The following is a 24,676-nucleotide window of genomic DNA, read 5'->3' as shown; positions in this document are numbered from 1 at the left end:
GATCGAGCGACATGGGTCCATGCTCGCCCCGGGGCGGCCGGCCGTGCCACCGGGAGGAACCCGGCGGCACGGAGGCGATGAGCCGGACGACGGAGGGCTCAGTTGCCGGAGCTGGAACTTGAGCCGGAGCCGGCGGCGTTGCGCCATACGGTGAGGTCCAGCGTCAGGTACTTGCTGGGCGACTCCTCGCCCGAGAGCCCCTGGATCGTCACGAGGCCCATGTGGCCCGTACCCGTCGTGACACAGATCTGCCTGCCCTTGGAGACCGTGTTGAGGTAGATGGTCTCGGTGAACCGGGTGTCCGCGCGGCAGGCCTCCAGGGATCCCTCCTGCCCGGGATCGAGCAGCACCAGGCTGCCGCCCGTGGTTTCCGCGTCGAGATATCCGCCGGTGTCGTAGGAGAGTTCGTACCCACCGTCCTCGCCCTGCTGGGGCCGGACATCGTCGTCCCCGAGCGTCAGGTGGTAGCCGGCGGTCAGGTTGATGCCCTTGTAGTCGACGGGCTCCGCCTGGGGCTTGGTGCTCGGCTTGGAGCCGGCCTCCTTGCCATCGTTGTGGTTCCCGGTCGTGTCGCTCGTCTGCCTGCCGCCCGTGGAGCCGCTCGCCTCCTCCTTCTGACCGTTGTTCTTGAGCAGGAAGTACAGCGTGCCGCCGGCCACGACACCGAGGACCAGCGCGGCGGCGATGGCGATGACCGCACGCCGCTTTCCGGAACCCTCCGGGCGCTGGGGCGCCTGGGGCGCGGGGCCGCCTGGGTACGGCTGCGACTGCGTCGGCATCTGGGTCGGGGCATACGCGTGGGCGTGCGCCTGGGGGTGCGTCTGGGCCGGCCCGTGTCCCTGGGACGGATGGGGCACCTGGTACGGGGGCTGCGGCGAGACGGGCGACGGCTGCGCCGTCTGGGTGGGCTGGTGCGCCACGGGCGGACCGAAGCCCGGCGGCGGGGTGGCCGGGGCCACCGGAGCGGTGGGCGAGTAGCCCGCGGGCGCGGTGGGAGCGTAGGCCGCGGGTGGGGCGGCTGCCGGGGGCGGCGGGGTCTGGACCGGGGCCGGGGCCGCCGTGCGTACCGTGATGTCGGCGGAGACCGGGGCGGGCAGCCAGTCCTCGGGGCGGCGCAGCACCGTCTCCGCGTTCGCGGACTGGCAGAGCGCGATGACCTCGGCGATCGAGGGCCTGGCGGCCGGGTCCTTGGCGAGGCACCGGCTGACCAGCTCCATCAGCCGTTCCGGGACGCCACTGAGGTCGGGCTCCTCGTGGACGATCCGGTACAGGACGCCGTGCGAGGTCCCCTCGCCGAACGCCGGTGACCCGGTCGCCGCGTACGCCGCCACCTGGCCCAGCGCGAAGACGTCGGTGGCCGGGGTCACCTTGTGCCCGGCCGCCTGTTCCGGCGCCATGAAGGAGGGTGTGCCGATGGTGACACCGCTGCCGGTGAGCGAGGTCGCGTCGGCCGCGTGGGCGATGCCGAAGTCGATGACGCGCGGGCCGTCGGCGGCGAGCAGCACGTTGGACGGCTTGAGGTCACGGTGGACGATGCCGGCGCCGTGGATGACGTGCAGTGCCTCGGCCATGCCCGCGATCAGCAGCACCACTGTCTCGACCGGCAGCGCCCCGTGCGCGACGACCGCGTCGGCGAGCGAGGGACCCGGCACGTACGCGGTGGCCAGCCACGGGTGGGCGGCGTCGGTGGCGGCGTCGATCACCGGCGCGGTGAACAGGCCCTGCACGCGCTGCGCCGACTTGACCTCCTGGGCGAACCGGCGGCGGAATTCGGCGTCCTCGCCGAACTCGGGCCGGATCACCTTGATGGCCACCGGCCGCCCGCCGGGTGTGTACGACAGGTACACCTTGCCCATACCGCCCGCGCCGAGCTTGGCGGCGAGCCGGTATCCGGCGATGGTGGTCGGGTCGTCTCCCTCAAGCGGTTGGAAGACCTGGGAGGCCCTTCCCGGGTCCGGCTGCTGACCACTCATCACTAACGTCTCCCACGCAGAACGTCGATATCGAAACGGCACCTTATACAAGTCCGGGCCATCGGCGCCCGTTCCGGCCAGGTACTCAGGACCGGGAGGACGTCGTGGACGGTGGGCCCGGTTGCAGATCCGGCTCACGGGGCAGTCTGCGGGCCGCGTAGGTGCCCGCGCCCGCCGCCAGCAATATCACGCAGCCCGCGAAGATCAGGCCCGCCTGGCGCAGCCCGAGCCAGGTCGCCAGGGCGCCGACGCCGACCACCGGCACGGAGATCCCGCCGTAGGCGACGACGAAGAAGGCCGAGATGGTGCCGCCGCGATGCTGTGCCGGGGCCGCCCCACTGATCAGGGTGAGCGCGGCACGGAAGGCCAGCCCCTGTCCGGTGCCGCCGCACAGTGCGCCGAGGACGAGCAGCGGCAGGGACTCGGCGATCAGTGACGAGGCCACCAGCAGCAGGCCGACGACGAGGATGCCGCAGCCGACCGGGAGCGCGAGGCGGGCGCCGATCCGCCGGGACAGGGACTGCCCGGCGGTCGAGGCGAGGAACACGGAGAAGACCACGGCGCCCGAGACCGCAGAATTGTGCACACCCAGCGTGTGCGAGGCGAAGCTCGGTGCGACCGCGGTGAACAGGCCGAGAAGCGCGAAACCGGCGAAGGCCGCCAGCGAGGCGGGCAGGAAGACCCCCTTCACCTCGGCGGGCACGGACAGCCCCTGCGGCCTCAGGCGCGGCCGGCGCTTCGGCTCGGCGACGGTCTCCGGCAGGAACCAGGTGATCCCGCAGGCCAGGGCCACCAGACCCAGATGGACCCAGAACGGCAGGGTCAGCGGCCAGGGTGTGTACTGCGCGAGGATCCCGGAGAGCAGTGGGCCGCAGCCCAGACCGCCCATGTTCGCCGCGGTGGCGGCGAACCCGGCACGCGCCTTCTGCCCGGGCGCCGCCAGCTCGATCACGGCCGCCGTCGCCGCGCCGCTCAGCAGACCGGCGGCGCAGCCGGACAGCAGCCGCCCCGCGAAGAGCAGCGGCAGACCGCCTTCCAGCAGGAAACACCCGGCACTCGCCGCCGACAGCCCGAGGGCGCACAGGAGCACGGGTCTTCGGCCGGTCTCGTCGGAGTAGTTCCCCGCCACCAGCAGGACCGTGATGACGGCGACGGCATAGACGGCGAAGACGACCGTCACCATCAGCTCGGAGAACCCGAGCTGCTCCTGGTAGAGGCCGTACAGCGGGGTGGGGAGAGTGGTCCCGGCCATCCCGATGGCGAATACCAGGGCGGCGGCCACGTAGCCAGGCCGCCATCTGCCGGCGGCGTCCCGTGTGCATTCGCGAGCACTCACGCACATCACCTCGTGGCCGGTGCTCCGGCGCGGCCGCGTCCGGGAGGGTCAGTCCCAGAGCTCGTGCGTCGCGACCCGCTCGGTGTATGCCGGCCTGCCGTCGGTGTAGACGAGCTGCATCCGGGTGAACTGCCGCAGACCGGGATCGGCCTTCCAGGTCTCCGGGCGGTCCAGCCGGACGATGACGGGGTAGGTGTGGAACTTGCCTGCCGCGCAGTAGGGATCGCAGTCGTTCACCGCGTCAAGGGCCCTGCCCACGGCGGCTGTCGACCCCCAGTGGGACCAGTGGATGTCGATGAGGCGGTTGTTGCCGTCCCCGCAGGCGAGCAGGAAGTCGCCTGGGCGCACCTGTGGGTTGGAGAAACAGTCGACGGCCACCACGCGGGCCGGTGAGCGGGACTCCGCGGTTGCGGGCGCTGACGCGGAAGCGGATGCCGGTACGGGGATCGCCGCCGCGAGTGCCGTGGCGGCGCACAGCATGATCGCTGTCCTGAAATTGCGTGTGTGCATATCGGCTCCTCGGCCGCCTCATGTCGGGCCCGCGCCGATCGGTGCGGTCGTCGGTCGTGGCGCCCTTCTTCCAGCCGTCGTCCTGAAACGACAATATGGCCACACCCAGTGATGCACCACCCGTACGGGCTACAACAGTGCAAAAATGGTACGAAAGGTGCTCGGCCTGCTTCTGGGTTCTCGGTGTGCTTCTGAAGCCGGTGTGCTTCCGGAGCTCGTCACCGACCGGGAGGGGTGGTGTGCGGAGTGGCGGACAGGGGCTCCGAGCACCCCGCGGCCGACTCCCACTGCGCACGGCTGGGGCCCTCGAACCGGGGTGTGAAATCCGGGTGTTGGTCCAGCCAGTGCGCCAGCCGCGTGCGTACCTCCTCGGTGCCGTACGCCTGATCGGCGGTGAGCAGGAGGTGGCGGACCTTCGCGCGTGCGCGCATGACCAGCGGGTCGTCGAACGCGCAGGCGGCCAGGGCGGCCCGCTCGCGGGCGGGGGCGGTGGGGGACTCCGCCGATATCCGTGCAGGATCACCGAGTTGAGCGGCATTGGCCCGGTCCGCGGCGACCTGGGCGTCGAACCGCAGACGCAGGGTCCGTGCCAGCCATCGGTGGTATTCACCGGAGAACGCGGCCGGCTCCGCGGCGGCCGCCGCGTGCCGGGCCACCCACTGCGCCCCCTCCAGTGCCATGGCCACTCCCTGCCCCATCGTGGGGTTGGTGTACGCGACCGAGTCCCCGACACCGACGAGGCCGGTGACCACGGGCCCGTCGGCGTCGGCCAGTGCGGTCCAGCGATTGTGCAGGCCCCCCATCGCGAGCACCCCGGAGACCGCCTCGGGCTCAAGCCCCAGCCAGGCGGCGATGGCGGGGAACGTGCGCCCGACCCTCTCGAACACCGCGGGGTCGCGCAGCGCCGCTCGGGTGGGGTCGGAGGTGGACACCGTCAGGGACGCCGCGAAGATGCCGTTGTCGGACGGGAACACCCCGCCGACGGCGAAGGCCGAGGACGAGCCCGCCTTGACGCGCCCGGGATCGCGCGGTCCGTCGGGACGCAGCCGGTACCAGCGGCAGAAATACGCGATTCCGACGCGGTGGTTCTCCACGACGGTGTCCCGGCAGCCCGCCGCGGCGAGCCAGCGGGGCACCGGGGACCGGCGGCCCGCGGCGTCCAGCACCAGATCCGCATCGTGCGTCCGTGGCCCGGACCGCACCCCCGTGACCAGTGGGATGTCGCCGCGCCGGTCGACGAGGAGCCCGTCGACGGGTTCCCCGAGCCGCACGTCGACGCCCGGCTCACGATCCACCGCGTCGTGCAGAGCGGCCTCCAGCACGATGCGCCGGGTCTGGATCGTCACCAGATCCTCGTCCCCGGGACGGGCGGGTCCGCGCTCGTCGAACCAGTCGAGTTCGTTGCGTTCCCGGGCGCCCATGCGCAGCATCGCGTCGTACACGTCCGGAACCTTCGCGCGCAGTACGGTGCGGACCGGTGCGAGGAGCCCGTGCGGCTGGACCGCGTGCGGCACACCGGGGCGGTGCCAGTCGAAGAAGTCCCGGTCGAGATCCGGTCCGGGCCGACGGCCGTCCCGCTCGAACAAGGTCACCGGGTGACCCCGGCGCCCCAGGAACAACGCTGCGGCCAGGCCGCCGATCCCGCCACCGACAATCGCAACCCGCGTCAATGTGGTCCCCTCCACGCCGTGTTGCGAAGCAACCGTATCCCAGAACCAGGGGGCCGCTCGCCGCCGATGGCCGGGGGGAGGCGCGGAGCGCGGGCGGAATCAGCCCTGCTCCACCAGCCGTTCGGCGGCCGACAGCGCCATGCGCAGCGCGCTCGTCCGGTCCGCTCCGCGCTGACCGAGAACCACCCGCGTACTCAACCCGTCCAGCAGGGCCAGGAGTTCGGAAGCGCGGGCCGCGGTGTCGAGGTCTTCGGCGAAGCGGCCCTGCCGCACGCCCTTGACGAGGATCGATTCGAGGTCCTCCTGCCAGCCGCGGTCGATCTCGGCCTGGGCCTGCCGCAGCGGCTCGTTCGACGCGGTGCGCGCCCACAGCTCGATCCACAGGGTCCAGCGCGGATCGCGCGGCCCACGGGGGAGGTACAGCTCGACGAACTGGCTCAGCTTGCGTACGGCGCCGGCCCGGCCGGCCAGCAGCGCCCGGCGCTCCTCGGCGAGCGCGCTCTCGCTCCAGCCCAGCACTTCCAGGAGCAGCCGGTCCTTGCTGCCGAAGTAGTACAGGATGTGGCCGCCGCTGGTGCCGAGGCGTCTGGCGAGTGCCGACATGGTGAGTGCGGCGAGGCCGTCCTCGGCGATGGCCGCCATCGCCTCCTCCAGCATGCGTTCCCGGGCCAGGTGCCCGTCCCGCCGTCGCGCCGTCGCTGCCACGCCGCCCCTCCTCTTCCGTGAACTCCGGGACGACCTTACGGGACACCTTCCGGGCCACCGATTTCGGCGGAGCTCTTGACGGGCCGCCGGAAACACATCTTGAATGCCGTTCTAACTTTTAGAACGGCATTCAAAGTACTTGTTCCGGTGCTCCGGATCACGCACGGATGAGGGGCAGGCCGCATGACGCAGCAGGAGACGACCGCGAGGGCGCCCGGCGGGACGATGGCCACCGACCAGGTCTTCCAGGTCGAGACCAACGGCATCGAACCGGTCCCCGACGAGGACCGCCACGGCGGCGCGAAGGACCTGTTCTGGCTCTGGTTCGGCTCCAACCTCACCTTCACCTACGTCATCAACGGCGCCCTGGCCGTCGCCTTCGGGCTGTCCTTCTGGCAGGCCACCGGGGTCGTCGTCCTCGGCGGACTGGCGTTCTTCGCCATCAGCGCCGCCGGACTGAGCGGCGTACGTACCGGCACCGCCACTCTGGTGATCTCCCGCGCCCCCTTCGGCGTACGCGGCAACTGGCCCCCAGGCATGCTCAACTGGGTGGTCAGCATCGGCTACACCATCCTCAACACGGTCGTCGGAACGCTCGCCCTGGAAGCGTTCTTCGCCGATCTGGGATGGGTGTCCGGCCACACCGGGCGGGCCCTCGCCCTGCTGATCACCCTCGCGCTGACCTTCGTCGTCGCCCTCTGGGGCCACGCCACCGTCCAGTTCGCCGAGCGGTGGATCGCGTACGTCCTGGCCGTCGGATTCGCCGTGCTCCTGGTGTTCCTGCTGCCGGGCGCCGACACCGGCGGGGCGGCGGTCCGCCCCGGCGCCTCCGGGTGGAGTCTCGCCTTCGTCGTGATGCTGGCCGGGCCGTTCTCGTACGTCCCGATGCCCGCCGACTACACGCGCTACCTGCCGAGGACGACCTCCATGCGGTCGCTCACCTGGTACGGCGCCCTCGGCGGCTTCGTCTCCTCGGTCGCGCTGGGCGTGGCCGGGGTGGCCGCCGCCACGCAGACGGACATGACCGACGCCGTGGCGGGCACGGAGAAGCTGCTGCCGGGCTGGTTCCAGCCGCTCTTCCTCGCCCTGGTGCTCGGCGGCTCCGTCACCAACTCGATCGTCACGCTCTACTCGTCGAGCCTGAACCTCCAGGTGCTCGGCGTCCCGTGGAGCCGCTCCAAGGCCATCATCATCAGCGCGGCGGTCACCGCGGCCGGGTCCCTGTGCGCGCTCTTCCTCACCGACTTCACCAGCTCACTGCTGTCCTTCCTCTCTCTGCTGATCATCGTGTTCGCCCCCTGGGGCGGTGTGTTCCTCACCGACATGATCATGCGCCGCTGCCGCTACGACGCAACGGCACTGCACGCCGGTCCGGACGGCGCCTACTGGTACCGGTCCGGCTACCACCCCGCCGGTATGACCGCACTGCTCGTCGGCATGGTCTTCGCCGCGCTCACCTGTGATTCCGAGCTGTGGACCGGCCCGTTGGTCGCACCGCTGGGCGGCGCCGACCTGACCCTGCTCGGCTCCGTCGTCTCGGGACTCGTCTACTGGGCGCTCGCCCGTCGGACCGTCGCACCGCACACCGCCCTCTCCTGACTCGACCTGATCCAACCCGACCTGCCTCTGACCCGACCCGCCCCTGACCCGGCCCGCCGGGTCACGGCACCGCCCGCACCACCGCACCGACAGCACCACAAGGAGTCACCTCACATGGCCAGCCCCGCACACCCCGCCCACCTCGTCCTGCGCAACGCCCGCATCCACACCGTCGACCCGGCGTTCCCCGAGGCACAGGCCATGGCCGTGGTCGACGGCCGCATCGCCTGGCTCGGCTCCGACGAGGACGCGCGCGGGTGGACGGGGCCCGACACCCAAGTGATCGACGCCGAGGGCAAGCTGGTGCTCCCGGGCTTCGTCGACGCCCACAACCATGTCCGGCTCGGCTCGGACGACGCCTGCGTCCAGCTCTCCGGCGCCACCACCCTCGACGAGGTCCACGCCCGCATTCGTACCTGGCACACCGCCAACCCCGACGCCGAGTGGATCGAGGCGGAAGCCTTCGACTACTCGGCCATCCCGGACGGCCGGATGCCCACCGCCGCCGACCTCGACCCGGCCACCGGCGACGTGCCGGCCTTCGTGCTCAGCTACGACGTCCACACCGCCTGGGTCAACACCGCGGGCCTGCGCGCTCTCGGTATCGACCGCGACCACACCCAGCTGCCCTTCGGCGCGGCCGTCACCGACCCGGTCACCGGCGAACCCACCGGATTCATCAAGGACTTCGCGGTGAAGGGCCTCTCCCGCGACGGACACCGCGCCCTCCGGCAACTGGACCTCCCGTGGGCCTCCGCGGACCGGCAGTACGGGCGGCTGGCCAAGTCGCTGGACGACGCCATCCGCTTCGGCATCACCACGGTGGTCGAACCCCAGAACTCGCTCGACGACCTCCAGCTCTTCGACCGCGCCCGCGCCGAGGGCCGGCTCAAGTCCCGGATCGTCGCCGCCCTCTTCCACCCGCGCGGCACCACGGACGCCGACCTGGACGACTTCGCCACCGCCGCCCACCGCTACGACGACGACCGGATCCGGGTCGGGCCGCTCAAGCTCTACATCGACGACGTGGTGGAGCCGCGGACCGCGGCCCTGCTGGAGCCCTACGCGGGCTGCGGCCGGCACCGGGGCGACACCTTCTACCCGCCGGAGGAGTTCGCCGAGCTGCTGACGAAGCTGGACGCCCGCGGCTTCCAGTGCTTCGTCCACGCGACCGGCGACCGGGGCATCCGCTCCGTGCTGGACGCCGTCGAGCGGGCCCGCACGGTCAACGGGGAGCGGGACGCCCGCCACCAGGTCGTCCACGTCGAGTGCCTGGACCCCGACGACACCCCGCGGTTCGCCGCCCTCGGCGTGGTCGCGTGCATGCAGCCCCGCCACTGCGCGCCGGAGGTCGCCGGACCCGGCAAGGACTGGGCGGAGAACGTCGGGGCCGAGCGCTGGCACAAGGCGTGGCCGATGCGCAGCCTGCACAACGCAGGGGCCGTGCTCGCGCTCTCCAGCGACTGGAACGTGGCCGAGATGGACCCGATGGTCGGCATCCACACCGCGGTCACCCGTCGCCCGCTGGGCGGGGGCGAGCCGTGGATGCCGCAGGAGACCATCAGCGTGGAGACCGCGGTCCACGGTTACACGATGGGATCGGCGTACGCCAACTTCCTAGAGCACGAGCGGGGTTCGCTGACCGTCGGCAAGGCCGCCGACTTCGTGGTCCTCTCCCGCGACATCCTGCGTGCCGCGCCTCAGGACATTCCCGGCACCGTGGCGGAGACCGTCGTGGTCGCAGGTGTGGTCGAGCACACCGCGTGAGCGGACCCGGCGGCCTCCCGGAGTACCACGCGTCCGCGTGACCGGGAGGCCGCCGGCGTTCTTGCCTTTCACGGTGCGTGGTGGGGCGGTCCGCGCGGCGGTCAGGTGCCGCCCGGACCGCCCCACCGGTCAGGCGGCCTGGATCTCGTAGAGAGCGAAGTTGCCCCACTGGAGGTGGGCGTCACGGACCGTCAGACGCAGCCGCTCGGTCGTGACCCGCTGGGGCAGGGTGATCGTGCGCTGCTCGACGGTCGACGTGTTGCCCGACCAGGTCAGTTGCTGCCCGGCGACCCGGGTCACCCAGGCCGAGCCGTTCCAGGTCTGCACGTCGAGCTGCCTGATGCCCTGGCCGGTGGCGAAGGCGGTGTGCAGGGTGACGGTGCCGACGCTGGTGGGCTGCCGGAAGTCCACGTCGACGGTGCCCGGGAAGGCGACCCCGGAGGACACACTGCTCCACGCGGTCGAGGTGTCGCCGTCGGCCATCCGGTAGGGGTGGCTGTTGCCGAGCGTGGCGTACGAGGTGGTGACGACCGGCCGCGGCGGGGCCCCGGTGAACTGGTGGAAGCCCCGGTCGGGAGCGGTCGCCGGGACCGCGTTGCCGAAGTAGTCCTTGACGTCCTGCGTCACCGTCGCGCCGCGTCCCCTGGCGGGGGAGTCGGCCCGGAGCTTGTAGCCTGCCGGGTCGGTGCCGATGGAGACCAGCTTCGGGTCCGCCTTGATGGCGTTGATGTCGCCGGGCGGGGCTACGGGGGTGTCGGTGCCCCAGTAGAGGTTGGAGTCGTAGACCGTGTTGTTGGCGGTGTCGTAGCCGGCCGCGGTCCGGTTGTAGAAGATGTTGTTGCGGATGTCGATACCGTCGGCGTTGTTGTAGATGTGCACGATCTTGCCGAGCGGATAGTCGCCGGCCCCGGTGTACGGCGGGTGTACGGTCACGACCCGGCCGCTCGCGTAGACCGTGTTGTTGTAGATCGCGGTGCCCGACGTCTCGGTGGAGAGGCTGAAGACCTCGAAGCCGTCGTCCTTGCTCAGGTTGTACCGGACCACGGTGTCCTTGGTCGGCGCTCCCTTGAAGGAGACGGTGATGAAGAACCCGCCGTCGTTGTCGTGGCTGTAGTTGTACTGGACGACGCTGTGGTTGTTGTCGGCGTCCGCGTCGAAGCCGTGGCCGTCGGTGCCCGGCCCGTTGAAGCCGGAGCCCGACACCTCGTTGCGCTGCACGAGCAGATCGTCGTTGCCCTGCCACCAGATGCCGACGTTGCCGCCCTTGGTGTTGAGCCGGCCGGTGGCGGCCTTGTGGACGCGGTTGCCCTCGACGACGGCGCCCCTGGTGTGCATGGGGGTGATGCCGCCGGCCGTCACGTCGTGGACGTAGTTGTCACGGATCTTGACGTCGGTGCTCGGCGTCCAGGTGACGACCTCGCTGTCGGGGATGCCCGTCTCCACCGGGTACAGGCTCGTCATGCCGTTGCGCCGGGACCAGGTGGACCAGGTGATGATCCCGTACGAACGGATCTTGCTGACCTCGTTCTTCTCCAGCACCAGGTTGTCGAAGAACGTGGGCGTCGTGTTGCCGCGGATGGAGACCAGCAGCCCCGCCGAGCTGACCGTGCTGCCGCCCGGCCCGTCCACGTCATGGATGTTCAGATTGCGCAGGGTGATGTTGGACAGCTTGCCCGCGTCCTTGGCGAACAGGTTCACACCGGAGCGGGGCGTGGTGCTGTCGCTCCAGTTGGTCACCTCCAGTCCGTCGAGTGTGAAGTCGTGGACGTTGTTGAGTCTGACCGCGACATCGGTCGTGCCCGCGCCCTCGATCAGCGGCTTGGCGCCACTGCCGTACGAGCCGACGAACGCGGGACGGCCGGCGGTGCCCGCCCCCTGGACGTCGAGCCGGCCCTTCCACCGCTGACCGGCCTTGAACAGCAGCCGGTCACCGGCGCCCAGCGTCAACCGGCTCGCCTTGGCGAGCGACTTCCAGGCCGCCGCCTGGTTCTTGCCCGACCGGGCGTCGTCGCCGGCTTCGGCGTCCACGTAGTACGTGGTGCCCGCCGCGTGCGGGTGGGGCTTCGCCGGGGCAGCCGCCTGCGCGGGCCCCGCCGCCACCGCGGAGAGCGGCAGGGCGAGGGCCGTCAGGAGCGCCCCTATGAGGTGTCTCCGTGGAGTGGATGAGGTGCCTGGGATACGTGAGGTACGCAAAATACGCAACGCTCGGTCCTTCCGGGTGGATTGCCGGTCTCTGTATGCGCGTTACTTACCGATCCCCGCAGTCATGCCCTCGACGATGCGGCGGCCCAGCCAGAGGTAGAGCACGATCATGGGATAGACCAGGATCACGATTCCGGCGAACAGGGCGCCCCAGTCGGAGCTGTACTGCATGGAGCCATAGAGGCTGAGAAGGGCCGCGGGCAGCGTGCGCTCCTCAGGCGTGGGGGTGATCAACAGGGCGAGCAGGGTCTCGTTCCACAGGCCGATGACATTGAGGATCAGTACCGTCATCACGCCCGGCTTGGCCACCGGCAGCACCACCTGGACGAAGGCGCGCAGCGGACCCGCACCGTCCAGCTCGGCCGCCTCCTCGATCTCGTGGGGCAGCGAGCGCATGTAGCCGGTCAGCACGAACACGGCGAACGGCAGCGACAGCACCACCTGGAAGACCAGGAGCGTGATCCGGTTGTCCCACCAGCCGGTCACCCAGTCGATCATGAACGTGGAGACGGACAGCTTGATCACGATGATGGGGATCACGATCGTCTGCACCGGGATGCTCAGACCCATCGCGAAGTACCCGGTGAGCCGTCCGGCGGCGCGCCGGTCGGAGCGGGCCAGGACATACGCGGCGGGCGCCGACAACGCCACGATGAGCAGCGATCCGACCACCGTCAGAACGGTGCTGTTGAGCGCGGCGGCGGAGAAGCCGGCCGCCTTCCACGCCGCGGAGTAGTTGCCCCACTCGATGGTGTCCGGCAGTGCGAACGGCGAGAGCCAGACCTGCCCTGAGTCCTTGAGGGACTGGAGGCCGACCCAGGCCACCAGCGCGAGGTTGAAGACGACCCAGGCCCAGAGCGCGACGGTCGTCGCGCGCGGCACCAGAATGTCGCCGAACAGGCGCCTCATGACAGCTCCACACGTTCGCGGCGGGTGACACGCCGGGTCAATACGATGAGGATCGTCGTCACGATCAGGATGACGACGCCCATGGCGGCACCCGAACCCAGCTCGGGCACACCACCGCCGGCCACCGAGGCGTACTGCTGCACCGCCACGGTGCGTGCCTGGATCGGCGGGCTGGCCGGTGTGCCGGCCGTGGTGAAGGCGATCACGATCTCGAACACCTTCAGGCTGTTGACCACCCACAACACGGCCGAAACCGCGAACACGTCCCAGGTCAGCGGCAGTGTGATGTGCCGGAACTGCTCCCACTTCGTGGCGCCGATCAGCTTGGCGTCCTCATAGAGGTAGGGCGGGATGGAGTCGGCGGCCGACATCATCAGTGCCACGTAGAAGCCCGTGCTCGACCACACCAGCCCGGCGACGATGCACTTGAACACCATGTCCGGGCCCAGCCACGGCTGTGCTTCGATGCCGACCCAGCCCAGGATGGTGTTGACCGCGCCGTCGGGATTGAGCAGGAAGCCGATGGCCACACCGACCGCGATCACCGAGATGATCATCGGCAGGAAGATCACGGACCGGATGAAGGCCCGGCCCTTGACCTGCCGCAGCACCATCATGGACAGGAAGGTGAAGGCGAACACGAGGGCACCGCCGCCGAAGGCCAGCACGAAGGTGTTGACGAAGGCGGTACGGAAGGCCTCGCTGCGGGCCAGCTCCAGGTAGTTGCCGAGGCCGTGCCACGTCATCGGGGAGCCGGGCCCCGCCCACTTGTTGAAGCTGACCCAGAAGCCGAACAGCGACGGCAGGACGAAGAGCGCGGAGTAGGCGATCAGCGCGGGGAGCAGGAAGGGCCAGAAGGCCCGCTCGCGCGCCGGCCGTACCCGTTTGCCCTTGCCCGCCTTGCCCGCGGCGGGCGGTGCCACTGCCGCGGGCGGGGTGAGTGTTGCCGTCCCCATGGGCTCAGCCCTTGCTGGCGAGGTAGTCGGCGGCCTTCTTCTTGCCCGTCCTCACGAAGGTCGCGGCGTCGATCTTGCCGGAGAGCAGCTGGTCGTCCAGGGGCAGGAAGACGTTGTTCCACCAGTTCTTGTCCGCGGCCATGTCGTCGTAGGTGCGGTGGGTGAACTTCGCCTCGGCGACGTCCTTCTGTACACCCGCCAGGTAGCCGGGGGCGGGGACGTCCGGGCGCGCGGGGATGTTGTGCGCGTCGGTGGAGATCTTCGCCTCGTACTTCTTCTGCAGCGCGAAGGCGAGGAACTCCTTGGCCGCCTCGACGTTGTGGCCCTTGGCGTTGACGCCCCAGCCGAGCGTGCCGACCTCCACCGAGTTCTTGCCGCCGGCCGGCAGCTGGAACGAGGCGACCTCGGTCCCCTCGGCCAGCTTCGAGCCGGTCTCGGCGGCGAGCCAGGTGCCGTTGAGGTTCAGGTCGTACTTGCCCTGTGCCCAGGCGTCCTGCGCGGCGGGGTACTTGGTGGCCATGAAGTCCTTCTGGAAGTAGCCGCCGTCGGCGAGCTCTTCCACCTTCTTCGCGGCCGCGAGCACCGCCGGCCTGTCCCAGGCGGCCGGGTCCTTGCCCAGCGCGCTGAGGCTGCCGGCGCCCTCGGAGCGGACCAGGGCCGAGTAGAACCAGTACGCGTTGTAGAAGTTGACCGTGCCGTCCTGGCCCAGCGGGGTGCGGCCGTCCTTCTTCGCCTCGTCGAGATAGGCGATGAACTCCTTCCACGTCTTGGGGGCGAGCCCCGCGTGCTTGGACGCGTCGTACCAGACCGCGGTGGAGATCACGGTGTGGGCCATGAACCGAACATGGTCCTTGTCGGTCGACGCCTTCACCACCGATTCCGGCAGCACGTCCCGCACCCTCTTGCCCTCGCCCGGCACCTTCATGTCCAGGACGTCGTCGAGCGGTGAGGCGAGGTTCTGGGCGACGAAGGCGCCGACGCTGTCGGTGGAGGTGTCGAACAGGTCCGGGCCCTGGCCCGCGTTCATCTCGGTGGGGAGGGTGTCGGTGCCCTTGCGGCCCACGAACTTCAGGTCGACCTTGGTGCCGGTCGCCTTGGTGAAGTCGTCGGCTATCGACCTGATGAGCTTGCCCTGCGGCTCGTCGGCACCCCACGAGGAGGTGTAGACGAGTTCCTTCTCCGAGGCGGCGGAGCCGTTCTTCTTGCCGCAGGCGCCTACGCTCAGGGCGAGTGCTCCGACGGTGAGCATGACTGTCAACTTACGCACGGGGGTGTGCCTTTCGTGAGGGTGACCGGTGAGCGCGGGGGTCCGCGGGCGTGGCGCGACGGCCGGCGGTCAGTGCGGCAGGAGGGATACGACGGTGCCGGTGCGGCGAGCTTGCTCGGCCGCCCAGACGACCCGGTGCGTGGCCAGGCTCTCCGCACCGTCGGTGAGTACCAGGGAGGGATCGTTCTTGCCGATGGCATCGACGAAGGTGTCGAACAGGGCCGCGTCACCGCCGCCGTGCCCGGTGGCGGCCGTGGGATCGCCGTTCGCACCGGTGTCGATGACGGTGACCTCGTCGGTCACGAAGTCGTGCACGCGCAGGACGACTCCGTCCCCGTCGATGGAGCCGCGGGTGCCGAAGATCCGGGTCTTGCGGTGCTCCAGCGCCGCGAACGCGGTGACCGTGCAGGTGGCGGAGGTGCCGTCGGCGAACTCCATGGTCACGACCTGGGTGTCGACCACATCGTTGTCACAGGTGTACGCGCACCGGCCGTACGGGCCCTCGCGCAGCGCCGCGAGCACCCCTTCCTCCGTGTGGTCGGCCGTGACCGCGGACAGCGGCCAGAACTCCTTGTCAGCGTCACCCAGGCAGTCGAGGTAGATGCGCTTGGCCGAGTACGGGCAGGTGGACTCCACCGGGCACTCCACGCAGCGGTCCGCCGCACCGTCGGGCCGGTTCTCGGCGCGGAAGTGCACCAGATTGCCGAACGAGGAGACCCGCTCGGGCAGGGCGCCCTTGACATGGGTGATCCAGTCGAGGTCGTGGCAGGCCTTGGTCATCAGCAGCGGCCCCGACCCCTCCTCGCTGCGCCAGTTGCCCCGTACGAACGAGTGGGCCTGATGCCACCAGCCGACCTGTTCCAGGTGCTGGATGTTCATCACCTCGCCGATCCGGCCCTCGGCGATGAGCTCCCTGAGCCTGATCGTGTAGGGCGTGTAGCGCATGACGTGGCAGACGGCCAGCAGGACGTCGTTGCGGTCGGCGGCAGCGGCGATGGCGGCGGCCTCCTCCTCGCTCTGCGCCATCGGCTTCTCCAGGAGCAGGTGGTAGCCGAGATCGGCCGCCCGCACCGCGGGTTCCGTGTGCATGCTGTCCTGCGTCGAGATCACCGCCGCGTCGGCCAGCCGGTCCCGGGCGAGCAGATCCCGCCAGTCGGCGAAGACGTTCTCGGCCGGTACGTCGTGCGCGGCGGCCATGCTGCGCCTGCGCTCGGGATCGGGCTCGGCCACGGCCACAACACGCGCCATGCCGCTCTCCAGAGCACGCCGCGCATAGCTCATGCCACGCAGACCCGCCCCGATGATGGCGAGAGTGACCACAAATACCCCCTCGGACTTGCGACTTACTAATGCAACCTGTTTTTATTTCTCATGTACAGAGCCTGTCAAGGGAGTGACGGTGACAATTTCCGGAGGCGACACCTCGCGGCTGCGGCGCATCAACCTGGTCACGACGCTGCGCGCGCTGCGCGGCCAGGGCCCCCTCAGCCTCACCGAGGTCACCAGACGCACAGGTCTGTCCCGCCCGACCGTGGAGAGTTTGACGGAGGAACTGCTGGGCTCGGGATGGCTGAAGGAACTGCCGCCGCAGCCGGGCCACATGGGCCGGCCCGCCAGGCTGTTCAGTTTTCACTCGACCGGTGACTACGTGCTCGGCATCGACATCGGCTCGTACAGCATCCGGGCGGCCGTGGCCGACCTCGACGGCGCCGTCGTGGCGTCCCGCACCGAGCGGGTGAGCGCGGACGCCGGGCGTTCCGTGCGCCTGGCGGCCGTGCGCGCGACGGCCGTCGAGGCGCTGGCGTCGGCACAGGTCGGCTCCGCCCAGCTCGCCACCGTCTGCGTCGGCACCACCGGCGTGGTCAGCCACGACGGCCGGGTCAAGCGCTGCGTCGGCCTGCCGGAATGGGACGGTCTGGACCTCGCGGGCGAGCTGGGCGCCGACTTCGACTGTCCGGTCCTGGTGGAGAACGACTGCAATCTCGCCGCGCTCACGGAGGGCTGGATCGGCGAGGCCCGGGGCGTCGACGACGTGGCCTTCGTGCTGTCCGGGGTGCGCACCGGGGCCGGTCTGCTGATCGGCGGCCGGGTGCACCGGGGCCGCGGGGGAGCGGCCGGCGAGATCGGTGCCCTGCCCCTGCTGGGCTGGCACCGGGCCACCTCGCATCTGACCGGCTATCCGAAGATGCCGGCGGACATCCTGCCTCAGGAGGCCGCCGAGTACGTCTTCGCCCAGGCCCGCACCGGCGAGCCGGCCGCCCGCTGGGCCGTGGAGCAGTACGCCCACGACCTGGCCGAGGGCATCGCCGCCCTGGTCCTGGCCCTGGACCCGGAGCTCGTCGTGATCGGCGGCGGGGTGTCCCGCTCCGGTGACGTACTGCTGGAGCCGCTGCGGCGGCACCTCGACCCGCTGTGCCTGGAACCCCCGGCGCTGGCGGTCTCCACCCTCTCCGACCAGGCCGTGGTGCTGGGCGCGGTCCGGCTCGCCCTCGACCACGTGGACGCCCGGCTGTACGACGTCGACACGATGCTGCCCGAACCGTCGTCCTGAAGTCCCGCCCCCGGGCACGGCGTTCCCGCGCTCTTAACAAGAGACTCTGCATATGTGGGGCGGGGTGTCCTCAGGGGGGCGGGCAACGGGCCCGGTGGAAGGAACCGGCGGAAAGGTCCCTCGGACTCCCGCCACGCAACGGCCCGGCGCTCAGAGCGCTGGTTCGAGGTGTGCCCAGGGCCGTTCGGTCTCGATCCGGGTGGCGAGGGCCAGCAGCATTCCCTCGCCGCCCAGCGGACCCACGAACTGGACGCCCAGCGGCAGGCCGTCGGGGGTGCGGTAGGTGGGGACGCTCATCGCGGGCCGGCCGGTGATGTTGGCCAGCTGGGTGTACGGGGTCGCCGCGAGGTTGGCGATCACCGCGCTCTCCCACGCCTTGGTGCCGGCCAGGGTGCCCAGCAGCCTCAGTCGCATCAGGACCCGGGCCACCGCACGCACCGGCTTGGGCGTGTCCAGCTCGCCGATCCGGACGGCGGGCCGGGCCAGCGTCGGGGTGAGGAGCAGATCGTAGCGGCTGTGGAACGCGGCGAGCTGCCGGCTGTACGCGTTCCATCGGTCGTGGGCGGCGTAGTAGGCGGGAGCCTTCAGGGCGCGCCCTGCGACGGCCAGCAGATGGGTGTCGAGTTCGAACGCCTCCGGCCCGGCACCGGTCGCCCGGCGGATCTCGTCCACGGTGTGGGCGAGTTGGGTCGTCCACATCGCCAGGAAGTCGAAGGCGAGCTGCCGCTGGTCGATCTCCGGCTCGGCCGGCTCGACGTCGTGGCCGAGATGGCGGAGCAGCTCCGCGGCATCCTCGACCGCGGCGACCGCCTGCGGGTCGACCTCGGTGTCGATGGGGGAGCGGGTGGTGAATCCGATCCGCAATTTCCGGGGCCTGCGGGCGAGTTCGGTGTACGGCAGCTCGGGGCGGGCGTGCAGGAACGGTCCGGCCGGGTCGGCACGAGAGGTCAGCACGTCCAGCATGGCCGCGCTGTCGCGGACGCTGCGCGATACGACACCGTCGGTGGCGGCGCCGTGGAGGTGCTCGGCGGCGGCCGGACCGGCCGGGACGAGTCCGCGCCCCGGCTTCAGGCCGAACAGGCCGCAGCACGCGGCCGGAATGCGGATCGATCCACCGCCGTCGTTGGCACCGGCCACCGGCACGATGCCCGCCGCCACAGCCGCCGCCGACCCGCCGGACGAACCGCCCGGCGTGCGGCCGAGGTCCCAGGGGTTGCGGGTGGGCCCGTTCGCCTCCGGCTCGGTAACACCCTTCGCGCCGAACTCCGGTGTGTTGGTCTTGCCGAAGATCACCAGTCCGGCGCCCAGCCAGCGGTCGACCACCTCGCTGTGCCGCTCGACGGGATGGTGCCGAAGAGCCCGGTTGCCACTGCCGGTCGGCAGCCCGGCGTAGTCCTGCGACAGGTCCTTGATCAGGAACGGAACTCCGGCGAACGGCCCGCTCAGCGACTCCCTCGCCCGGGCGCGGGCGATCTCGTGCATCGGCCGCACGATCGCGTTGAGCTTGCCGTCCACGGCCTCCGCGCGGGAAATGGCGACATCGAGCAGCTCGTCGGGTGAGACCTCTCCCCGGGCGACCAACTCGGCCAGGCCCACCGCGTCATGGGCTCTGTACTCGGTGTACCGCATCATCAAGACCTCCATGCCTTTCGCCGTCGGCGCCCGACTCCGGGCGCGTGCTTCTGCCTCTCACCCCGTGCCGTGGTCCGCGTGACGTGCGGACGCTCTCACAGCGCGTCCTGGGCGTCACCCCTGATGCGGGCGTGCAGATGCTGGTCGTGCCATCCGTCCGCGTGCAGCAGTGCGCCACGCATGACGCCTTCGAAGGCGTACCCGGCCTTGAGCGCCACCCGGCAGGAGGCCGGGTTGGCCACCGAGTGGCACAGCCGCAGGCGGTGCAGTCCCAGGTCCTCCAGGGCCCACCGGCCGACGCGTCGCACGGCCTCGACCGCGGCCCCACCGCCACGGGCGGCCGGGAGGAGCCAGTAGATGATCTCGGCGCTGCCGCCCGCCGGATCGATGCCGTTCAGTCCGATGAGCCCCGTGGCCTCGCCGCCCGGCCGGGCGATCGCCCAGATCGCCCCGGTCTCGGCCCGCCAGCGCCCGTGCATGCGCTCGATCCGCTCGCGGGCGTCCCGCTGCGACTCCACGACAAGAAGGTTCCACTGACGAATCGCCGGATCCCGGCCGGCGGCGACCAGCGCTTCGGCGTCGTCCCGGCTCCAGGGCCGCAACTCCAGGCCGTTGGGCAGGCCGAGTACCGGTTGGGCGTCCTGGGCCATCCGACCTGCGGGAACGACCGGGGATACAGGCGTACTGGAGATCATCCGGGCATCGTGCCACAGGCCCTCGGACGCGCGATGTCCGGTGGGTGCCACAACTCCGGGGCGAATGCGCCGGATCGCCGCCCCAGGCGGCTTCAACAGGCTCCATGGCCGGACCGTGGCGCGCCGACTGCTCAGCGCTGGTGCCAGACGAGCGTGTAGCGCCAGAACAGCCGCCGGCACAGCCGTACGCCGGGCAGTGCGTGGCGGGCGTCGCGCACGATGTCCGCGAAGGCCATGGTCGCCGGTCGGGTCGGGGCAGTCATCGATGTCGGGCGCGGTGACTCGCGGCCCTTGTTCTTGATCAACGCCATGGCGATATTCGACGGGACGGCGACGGCGTCGATCAGACGGTCGCTCCGGGACCGCGGGCGGTAGAGACCGACGACGACCAGGGTTCCGCCGGGCGCCAGGTGCTGTCGGAAGCGCGCGAGGGCGTCGCTGAACGGCAGGTGATGGATGGTGGCGACACAGGTGATGACGTCGTAGGGGCCAGGGGGCATTTCGTTCAGTGCGTCTCCGACGGTGAACGTCACCGGGGCCGCCGGGGCCGTGAGCTCCCGCGCGCGAGCGACAATGGTGGGGTCGACGTCGATGCCGTGCACCGCTCCGGCACGCGAGGCCAGGAGCCTGGCAAGGTCACCGCTGCCGGATCCGACGTCCAGGGCGCTGCCGAAGCGTCTCGGGAGCCGGCGCAGGATCTGCCGGTGGTAGTGGGCGTTGTGGTCCCAGGGGTGGGCGGCATGGAACTGTTCAAGTGCTCGAAGGACGCGGGGCAGCAGTGCAGTCATGGCGTGAGTCCATCAGAGGCCGGTCGTCCGCGATACCCCCATCGGGGAGCCGTGGGCGATGACGCATGGCCGGCCGACGGGATCGTCGTCGCCGACGGCCGGCAGACCCTGATCCGCCCGGCACGGCCGTGGGGCCGTCCCGCGATCAGCGGCGCAGGGTGGTCTCCCGCTCCATGTGCGACAGCTTCTCGGGGTTGCGCACGGCGTAGACCGCGGAGACCAGGCCGTCGGTGATGCGCATCGTCATGACGGTGTCGACTGCGCCGCCGAGCCGGACGATCAGCGCCGGGTGGGCGTTGACCTGCGCGGGCAGCAGCGAGACATCGGGGACCCTGCCCAGCCCGGTGGCCAGCAGCCGGGCCACCTTGTCGGCCCCCAGGACGGGGCGCAGGACGGCCTGCTTGACTCCGCCGCCGTCGCCGAGCAGGACGACGTCCGGCGCGAGGATGTCGAGCAGGCCCTGCAGATCGCCCGTCCCGGTCGCCCGCCGGAACGCATCGAGCGCGTCCCGGGTCTCGGCCGGGGAAACGACCCCACGCGGCCGTCGCGCGGAGACGTGGGCCCTTGCCCGGTGGGCGATCTGGCGGACCGCGGCCGGGCTCTTGTCGACGGCCTCGGCGATCTCGTCGTACTCGACGTCGAACACCTCGCGCAGTACGAACACCGCCCGCTCGGTCGGCGCGAGGGTCTCCAGCACGAGCAGCATCGCCGTCGAGACGCTGTCCGCAAGCTCGACGTCCTCGGCCACATCGGGCGCGGTGAGCAGTGGTTCGGGCAGCCAGGAGCCGACGTAGGACTCCTTGCGGCGGCCGAGCGTACGCAGCCGGCTCAGCGCCTGGCGTGTGGTGATCCGGACCAGGAACGCGCGCTGGTTCTGCACAGCGCCGAGATCGACGCCCGACCACCGCAGCCAGGTCTCCTGCAGCACGTCCTCCGCGTCGGCGGCCGAGCCGAGCATTTCGTAGGCGACGGTGAACAGCAGACTGCGGTGGGCGATGAACGCCCCGGTGGCGGGATCCGTGTGCACGCCGTCCGTGACCTGCCCGGCCGTGTCCACTGTGCGTCCGCTGTGCTCGCTCTTCACCGGCTGCTCCTGCCTCTTCGCTCTCGACGGTGCCACGCGCACAAGACGCCGGTGCGCGCCGTTCTGTGACACCGGCGAGCAGTGGCACACGTCACACGGCGGGGCCTGTCACAACAGGTGGGGCGGCGGCGTCTCGTGTTCGTCGAGTGCAACACCACGAGTGAGGACGAAGCCATGGACGCCCGATTCAACCTGTTCGAGAACGAGATCGCCGCCAAGTTCGCCAAGCGGTTCGCCAACGCCGGCCTGGTGATCCAGCAGTCGTCGCTCCCGCATTCCACCCAGGAGCTGGTGTCGCTGCGCGCCAGCCAGATCAACGGCTGCGGCTGGTGCATCGACATGCACACCAAGGAGGCCGCGGCGGCCGGGGAGACCGCGGTCCGGCTCAACCTGGTCGCGGCCTGGCGCGAGTCCACCGTGTTCACCGAGGCCGAACGGGCCGCGCTGGCGCTCGCCGAAGAGGGCACCCGGCTCGCGGACGCCCAGGAAGGCGTGTCCGACGAGACCTGGGCCGAGGTGCGCAAGCACTACGACGACGACCAGGTCGCCGCGTTGGTCGTCCTGGTCGCCCTGATCAACGCGGCCAACCGGCTCGCCGTGATCGTGCACCAGAAAGGTGGCTCCTACGAGGCCGGAATGTTCGCCGCCTCATTCGGCTGACCGGCGGACGGAGGCAGGGGAGGAGTCCTGCCTCCGTGTGCCCGAGCAGTGTGAAGGGCGCCCGATGAGCAACTGCTCATCGGGCGCCCTTCACGGTGCGACCGGGACTGCGGTCCCTCTGGAACCGGGCAGTGATCCGTCGGGATCAGACCGCCGGGGCCGGGTAGGTCGGGTACTCCACGCCGGAGACGTGCTGCACGACCCGGATGACCTGGCACGAGTAGCCGAACTCGTTGTCGTACCAGAGGTAGAGGATCGCGTTGTCGCCGTCGACCTTGGTGGCGCCCGCATCGACGATCGAGGCGTGGCGCGAGCCCATGAAGTCGCTCGACACCGCGTCGGGTGCGGTGGTGAAGTCGATCTGGCGCTTGAGCGGCGAGGTCAGCGACACATTGCGGAGGTAGTCGAGAACCTCCTCGCGGTTGGTCTCGCGCCCGAGCCGCAGGCTGAGGATCGCGATCGAGACGTCCGGCACCGGAACCCGGATCGAGCTGCCGGTGATCGGCGCCTTGAGCTCGGGCAGCGCCTTGGCGACGGCAGACGCGGCGCCGGTCTCGGTGATGACCATGTTCAGCGGCGCGGAACGGCCCCGGCGGTCGGCCTTGTGGTAGTTGTCCAGCAGGTTCTGGTCGTTGGTGAACGAGTGGACGGTCTCCACGTGGCCACGCAGGACGCCGTACTCGTCCGCCATCGCCTTCAGCGGCGGCACGATCGCGTTGGTGGTGCAGGACGCGCAGGACAGGATCTGGTCGTCCGGCTTGATCGTGTCGTGGTTGACGCCGTGCACGATGTTGGGGACGTCGCCCTTGCCCGGCGCGGTCAGGACGACCTTGTCGATACCGGGGCGCAGGTGCTTCGACAGGCCCTCGCGGTCGCGCCACTTGCCGGTGTTGTCGATGAGGATGGCGTCCTTGATGCCGTACGCCGTGTAGTCGACCTCGGACGGATCGTTGGCGTAGATCACCTTGATCTCGTTGCCGTTGGCGACGATGGTGCTCTTCGCCTCGTCGACGGTGATCGTGCCCTGGAACTGGCCGTGGATCGAGTCGCGGCGCAGCAGCGAGGCACGCTTGACGATGTCCTGGTCACCGCCCTGACGGACGACGATGGCGCGGAGCCGCAGCCCGTTGCCGGAGCCGGCCTTCTCGATCAGCAGACGGGCGACGAGACGGCCGATGCGGCCGAATCCGTACAGGACGACATCGCGTCCGTCGCCGCGCTCGATCTTGTTGGCACCCGTGGCACCGGCGACGGCCTCGGCGGTGAACTCCTCGACCGGGAGACCGCGGCCGTCGGCCGCGTAGGTCGCGGCGAGCATGCCGATGTCGATCTGCGAAGGGCCGAGGTCGAGCGTGGTGAGGGCCTGGAGGAACGGCAGCGTGTCGGTGACCGAGAGTTCCTCACCGGCGATCTGGCGGGCGAATCGGTGGGTCTTCAGGATGCTGACCACCGACTTGTTCACCAAGGAGCGGCTGTGGAGCAGGACCGTTACGTCCCGCTCCCGGTGCAGTTTTCCGATGACCGGGATCATCGACTCCGCGATCTCCTCGCGGTTCTTCCAGCTGGTGAACGAGTCGTCATTGACAGTCACAGGTTTATCTTTCGAGCTAGGCGGCGCTCATATGGTAACCCCACGCTACTTTGATCATTCAAACGGGCCGCCGGGGACGGGGGTCGTCGGGCCGTTCTGCGTACGGTGCCGGCCGGGACGCCGGCATAGAGGACGAGGAGCGCGGTCGTGCCCGCGGCCGAGCCGCCGCCCGTGCGCTGCCGGGCGTAGAGAGATGAACGTGCTCAGGCCGACGAAGGCGATCGGGGATCGGTGTCGGCGGGAGGGCCGAGCAGATGCAGGGCCAGGTGCCCATGGGTGCGACGGGCGTGGGCGCAGTCGGCGGTCGCTCGGATCGCCCGGGTGCCGGGGCTGAACCAGGTGCCCGCGCCGGTGGTGACCGCGAGGGCGCCGGAGCCCACGTGGACGACCTGGTGGATGTCGTGGTGGTGTGCGCCGATGCGTGCCCCGGGAGCCATCGCCGGTGTGTGGGTGCGTGCCTCGGGGGAGTGGCGGATGTCCGGCCTGCACGTGGACGCCGGCGGACGGACGCCCGCCGAAACCCTCGAAGTGGCGCTGTGGGTGTGATGCCACCCATAGGGGCCACGTCACATCCTAGGCCGGGTAGTAGGTGCGGGGCCCGTCCGAACAGCACAGAAACTGCCCAGAGTGGTCCATTTCGGACATTGCTCCGTATTAGGGTAGTACGTCACATCATTGACCCCCGCCCCGGCCGCCGCTAACCATGGATCCCGTCGCCGGACAACGCGACCGGCCCGGACGGACACCCGCCGGACCACCAGGGGCCCCCGCCCCGCCCGCC

21 protein-coding genes and 1 pseudogene are annotated in these 24,676 nt (G+C 70.5%); 5 read left to right on the top strand and 17 right to left on the bottom strand.

The features are described from left to right. Positions 1-98: 98 nt before the first annotated feature. The 5 genes from ABZ622_RS29760 to ABZ622_RS29740 form a co-directional block, all read right to left on the bottom strand. Positions 99-1,973, bottom strand: coding sequence for a serine/threonine-protein kinase (locus ABZ622_RS29760; protein WP_360548355.1), 1,875 nt, complete (start codon positions 1,971-1,973; stop codon positions 99-101). A gap of 85 nt (positions 1,974-2,058) precedes the next feature. Then, positions 2,059-3,309, bottom strand: a complete 1,251-nt coding sequence (locus tag ABZ622_RS29755) for an MFS transporter (RefSeq protein WP_360548353.1) — start codon at positions 3,307-3,309, stop codon at positions 2,059-2,061. Positions 3,310-3,357: 48 nt separating this feature from the next. Continuing rightward, the gene (locus ABZ622_RS29750) at positions 3,358-3,819 is read right to left on the bottom strand and encodes a hypothetical protein (RefSeq protein WP_360548351.1); all 462 of its coding nucleotides are present in this window, start codon (positions 3,817-3,819) and stop codon (positions 3,358-3,360) included. 218 nt (positions 3,820-4,037) lie between these two features. Continuing rightward, positions 4,038-5,489 carry an FAD-dependent oxidoreductase gene (locus ABZ622_RS29745; protein ID WP_360548349.1) on the bottom strand — a complete coding sequence of 484 codons (1,452 nt, stop codon included), beginning with the start codon at positions 5,487-5,489 and terminating at the stop codon, positions 4,038-4,040. Between the two features lie 99 nt (positions 5,490-5,588). Next, complete coding sequence (locus ABZ622_RS29740; protein WP_360548347.1) at positions 5,589-6,194, bottom strand: TetR/AcrR family transcriptional regulator; 606 nt, start codon at positions 6,192-6,194, stop codon at positions 5,589-5,591. A gap of 183 nt (positions 6,195-6,377) precedes the next feature. Here ABZ622_RS29740 and ABZ622_RS29735 point away from each other — a divergent pair, with 183 nt between their 5' ends. After that, a complete protein-coding gene (locus ABZ622_RS29735; RefSeq protein ID WP_360548345.1) occupies positions 6,378-7,793 on the top strand; it encodes a cytosine permease in 1,416 nt (471 codons plus the stop codon). Between the two features lie 114 nt (positions 7,794-7,907). Then, complete coding sequence (locus ABZ622_RS29730; RefSeq protein ID WP_360548343.1) at positions 7,908-9,560, top strand: amidohydrolase; 1,653 nt, start codon at positions 7,908-7,910, stop codon at positions 9,558-9,560. A gap of 129 nt (positions 9,561-9,689) precedes the next feature. Here ABZ622_RS29730 and ABZ622_RS29725 read toward each other — a convergent pair whose 3' ends face one another. From ABZ622_RS29725 to ABZ622_RS29705, 5 genes are all read right to left on the bottom strand, one after another. Continuing rightward, on the bottom strand, positions 9,690-11,762 hold the full coding sequence (locus ABZ622_RS29725) for a right-handed parallel beta-helix repeat-containing protein (protein ID WP_360548341.1): 2,073 nt from the start codon (positions 11,760-11,762) through the stop codon (positions 9,690-9,692). A gap of 42 nt (positions 11,763-11,804) precedes the next feature. Then, positions 11,805-12,671 (bottom strand): carbohydrate ABC transporter permease, encoded by an 867-nt coding sequence (locus ABZ622_RS29720; protein ID WP_124720240.1) that lies wholly within the window; start codon positions 12,669-12,671, stop codon positions 11,805-11,807. Then, a complete protein-coding gene (locus ABZ622_RS29715) occupies positions 12,668-13,627 on the bottom strand; it encodes a sugar ABC transporter permease (protein ID WP_360548338.1) in 960 nt (319 codons plus the stop codon). The genes ABZ622_RS29720 and ABZ622_RS29715 overlap by 4 nt, the downstream gene beginning before the upstream one ends. Before the next feature lie 4 nt (positions 13,628-13,631). Beyond that, positions 13,632-14,894 carry an ABC transporter substrate-binding protein gene (locus tag ABZ622_RS29710; protein ID WP_360548336.1) on the bottom strand — a complete coding sequence of 421 codons (1,263 nt, stop codon included), beginning with the start codon at positions 14,892-14,894 and terminating at the stop codon, positions 13,632-13,634. A gap of 69 nt (positions 14,895-14,963) precedes the next feature. Next, positions 14,964-16,214, bottom strand: coding sequence for a Gfo/Idh/MocA family oxidoreductase (locus ABZ622_RS29705; RefSeq protein WP_360548334.1), 1,251 nt, complete (start codon positions 16,212-16,214; stop codon positions 14,964-14,966). A 79-nt stretch (positions 16,215-16,293) separates the two neighbouring features. Between ABZ622_RS29705 and ABZ622_RS29700 the strand changes: the two genes are divergently transcribed. After that, positions 16,294-17,445, top strand: coding sequence for an ROK family transcriptional regulator (locus tag ABZ622_RS29700; RefSeq protein ID WP_360548332.1), 1,152 nt, complete (start codon positions 16,294-16,296; stop codon positions 17,443-17,445). A 150-nt stretch (positions 17,446-17,595) separates the two neighbouring features. Here the strand turns inward: ABZ622_RS29700 and ABZ622_RS29695 are convergent, their stop codons facing one another. The 4 genes from ABZ622_RS29695 to ABZ622_RS29680 all read right to left on the bottom strand — a co-directional run bounded on the left by ABZ622_RS29695 (position 17,596) and on the right by ABZ622_RS29680 (position 21,644). Beyond that, positions 17,596-19,077 (bottom strand): amidase family protein, encoded by a 1,482-nt coding sequence (locus tag ABZ622_RS29695; protein WP_360548330.1) that lies wholly within the window; start codon positions 19,075-19,077, stop codon positions 17,596-17,598. A 95-nt stretch (positions 19,078-19,172) separates the two neighbouring features. Then, a complete protein-coding gene (locus ABZ622_RS29690; protein WP_360548328.1) occupies positions 19,173-19,772 on the bottom strand; it encodes a GNAT family N-acetyltransferase in 600 nt (199 codons plus the stop codon). Positions 19,773-19,903: 131 nt separating this feature from the next. Further along, positions 19,904-20,560 carry a class I SAM-dependent methyltransferase gene (locus ABZ622_RS29685; protein WP_360548326.1) on the bottom strand — a complete coding sequence of 219 codons (657 nt, stop codon included), beginning with the start codon at positions 20,558-20,560 and terminating at the stop codon, positions 19,904-19,906. A 145-nt stretch (positions 20,561-20,705) separates the two neighbouring features. Continuing rightward, positions 20,706-21,644 carry an RNA polymerase sigma-70 factor gene (locus ABZ622_RS29680; RefSeq protein WP_360548324.1) on the bottom strand — a complete coding sequence of 313 codons (939 nt, stop codon included), beginning with the start codon at positions 21,642-21,644 and terminating at the stop codon, positions 20,706-20,708. Between the two features lie 174 nt (positions 21,645-21,818). Here ABZ622_RS29680 and ABZ622_RS29675 point away from each other — a divergent pair, with 174 nt between their 5' ends. Next, positions 21,819-22,304, top strand: a complete 486-nt coding sequence (locus ABZ622_RS29675) for a carboxymuconolactone decarboxylase family protein (protein ID WP_360548322.1) — start codon at positions 21,819-21,821, stop codon at positions 22,302-22,304. A gap of 145 nt (positions 22,305-22,449) precedes the next feature. Here ABZ622_RS29675 and ABZ622_RS29670 read toward each other — a convergent pair whose 3' ends face one another. The 3 genes and pseudogenes from ABZ622_RS29670 to ABZ622_RS29660 form a co-directional block, all read right to left on the bottom strand. Next, positions 22,450-23,895 carry a glyceraldehyde-3-phosphate dehydrogenase gene (locus tag ABZ622_RS29670; RefSeq protein WP_360548320.1) on the bottom strand — a complete coding sequence of 482 codons (1,446 nt, stop codon included), beginning with the start codon at positions 23,893-23,895 and terminating at the stop codon, positions 22,450-22,452. Between the two features lie 101 nt (positions 23,896-23,996). Continuing rightward, positions 23,997-24,117, bottom strand: a pseudogene (locus ABZ622_RS29665) (MFS transporter); the annotation flags it as partial. Continuing rightward, positions 24,099-24,332: a hypothetical protein gene (locus ABZ622_RS29660; RefSeq protein WP_360548480.1), complete on the bottom strand. Its 234-nt coding sequence runs from the start codon at positions 24,330-24,332 to the stop codon at positions 24,099-24,101. The pseudogene ABZ622_RS29665 and the gene ABZ622_RS29660, both read right to left, overlap by 19 nt. On the opposite strand from ABZ622_RS29660, the gene ABZ622_RS29655 reads away from it, so the two are divergent. Then, a complete protein-coding gene (locus tag ABZ622_RS29655; RefSeq protein ID WP_360548478.1) occupies positions 24,313-24,441 on the top strand; it encodes a hypothetical protein in 129 nt (42 codons plus the stop codon). The genes ABZ622_RS29660 and ABZ622_RS29655 overlap by 20 nt on opposite strands. Positions 24,442-24,676 lie beyond the last annotated feature (235 nt).

The organism is Streptomyces sp. NPDC007164 (assembly GCF_040634135.1).
Taxonomy (GTDB): domain Bacteria; phylum Actinomycetota; class Actinomycetes; order Streptomycetales; family Streptomycetaceae; genus Streptomyces; species Streptomyces sanglieri.
This window is presented reverse-complemented; position numbering and strand designations above follow the sequence as displayed.

Excerpts from the sequence above, each read along its gene's own strand:
- ABZ622_RS29750 (WP_360548351.1), bottom strand. The coding sequence starts at position 3,819 with ATGCACACACGCAATTTCAGGACAGCGATCATGCTGTGCGCCGCCACG.
- ABZ622_RS29690 (WP_360548328.1), bottom strand. The coding sequence starts at position 19,772 with ATGATCTCCAGTACGCCTGTATCCCCGGTCGTTCCCGCAGGTCGGATG.
- ABZ622_RS29735 (WP_360548345.1), top strand. The coding sequence starts at position 6,378 with ATGACGCAGCAGGAGACGACCGCGAGGGCGCCCGGCGGGACGATGGCC.
- ABZ622_RS29675 (WP_360548322.1), top strand. The coding sequence starts at position 21,819 with ATGGACGCCCGATTCAACCTGTTCGAGAACGAGATCGCCGCCAAGTTC.
- ABZ622_RS29695 (WP_360548330.1), bottom strand. The coding sequence starts at position 19,077 with ATGATGCGGTACACCGAGTACAGAGCCCATGACGCGGTGGGCCTGGCC.
- ABZ622_RS29660 (WP_360548480.1), bottom strand. The coding sequence starts at position 24,332 with ATGGCTCCCGGGGCACGCATCGGCGCACACCACCACGACATCCACCAG.
- ABZ622_RS29655 (WP_360548478.1), top strand. The coding sequence starts at position 24,313 with ATGCGTGCCCCGGGAGCCATCGCCGGTGTGTGGGTGCGTGCCTCGGGG.
- ABZ622_RS29760 (WP_360548355.1), bottom strand. The coding sequence starts at position 1,973 with ATGAGTGGTCAGCAGCCGGACCCGGGAAGGGCCTCCCAGGTCTTCCAA.
- ABZ622_RS29685 (WP_360548326.1), bottom strand. The coding sequence starts at position 20,560 with ATGACTGCACTGCTGCCCCGCGTCCTTCGAGCACTTGAACAGTTCCAT.
- ABZ622_RS29730 (WP_360548343.1), top strand. The coding sequence starts at position 7,908 with ATGGCCAGCCCCGCACACCCCGCCCACCTCGTCCTGCGCAACGCCCGC.
- ABZ622_RS29715 (WP_360548338.1), bottom strand. The coding sequence starts at position 13,627 with ATGGGGACGGCAACACTCACCCCGCCCGCGGCAGTGGCACCGCCCGCC.
- ABZ622_RS29720 (WP_124720240.1), bottom strand. The coding sequence starts at position 12,671 with ATGAGGCGCCTGTTCGGCGACATTCTGGTGCCGCGCGCGACGACCGTC.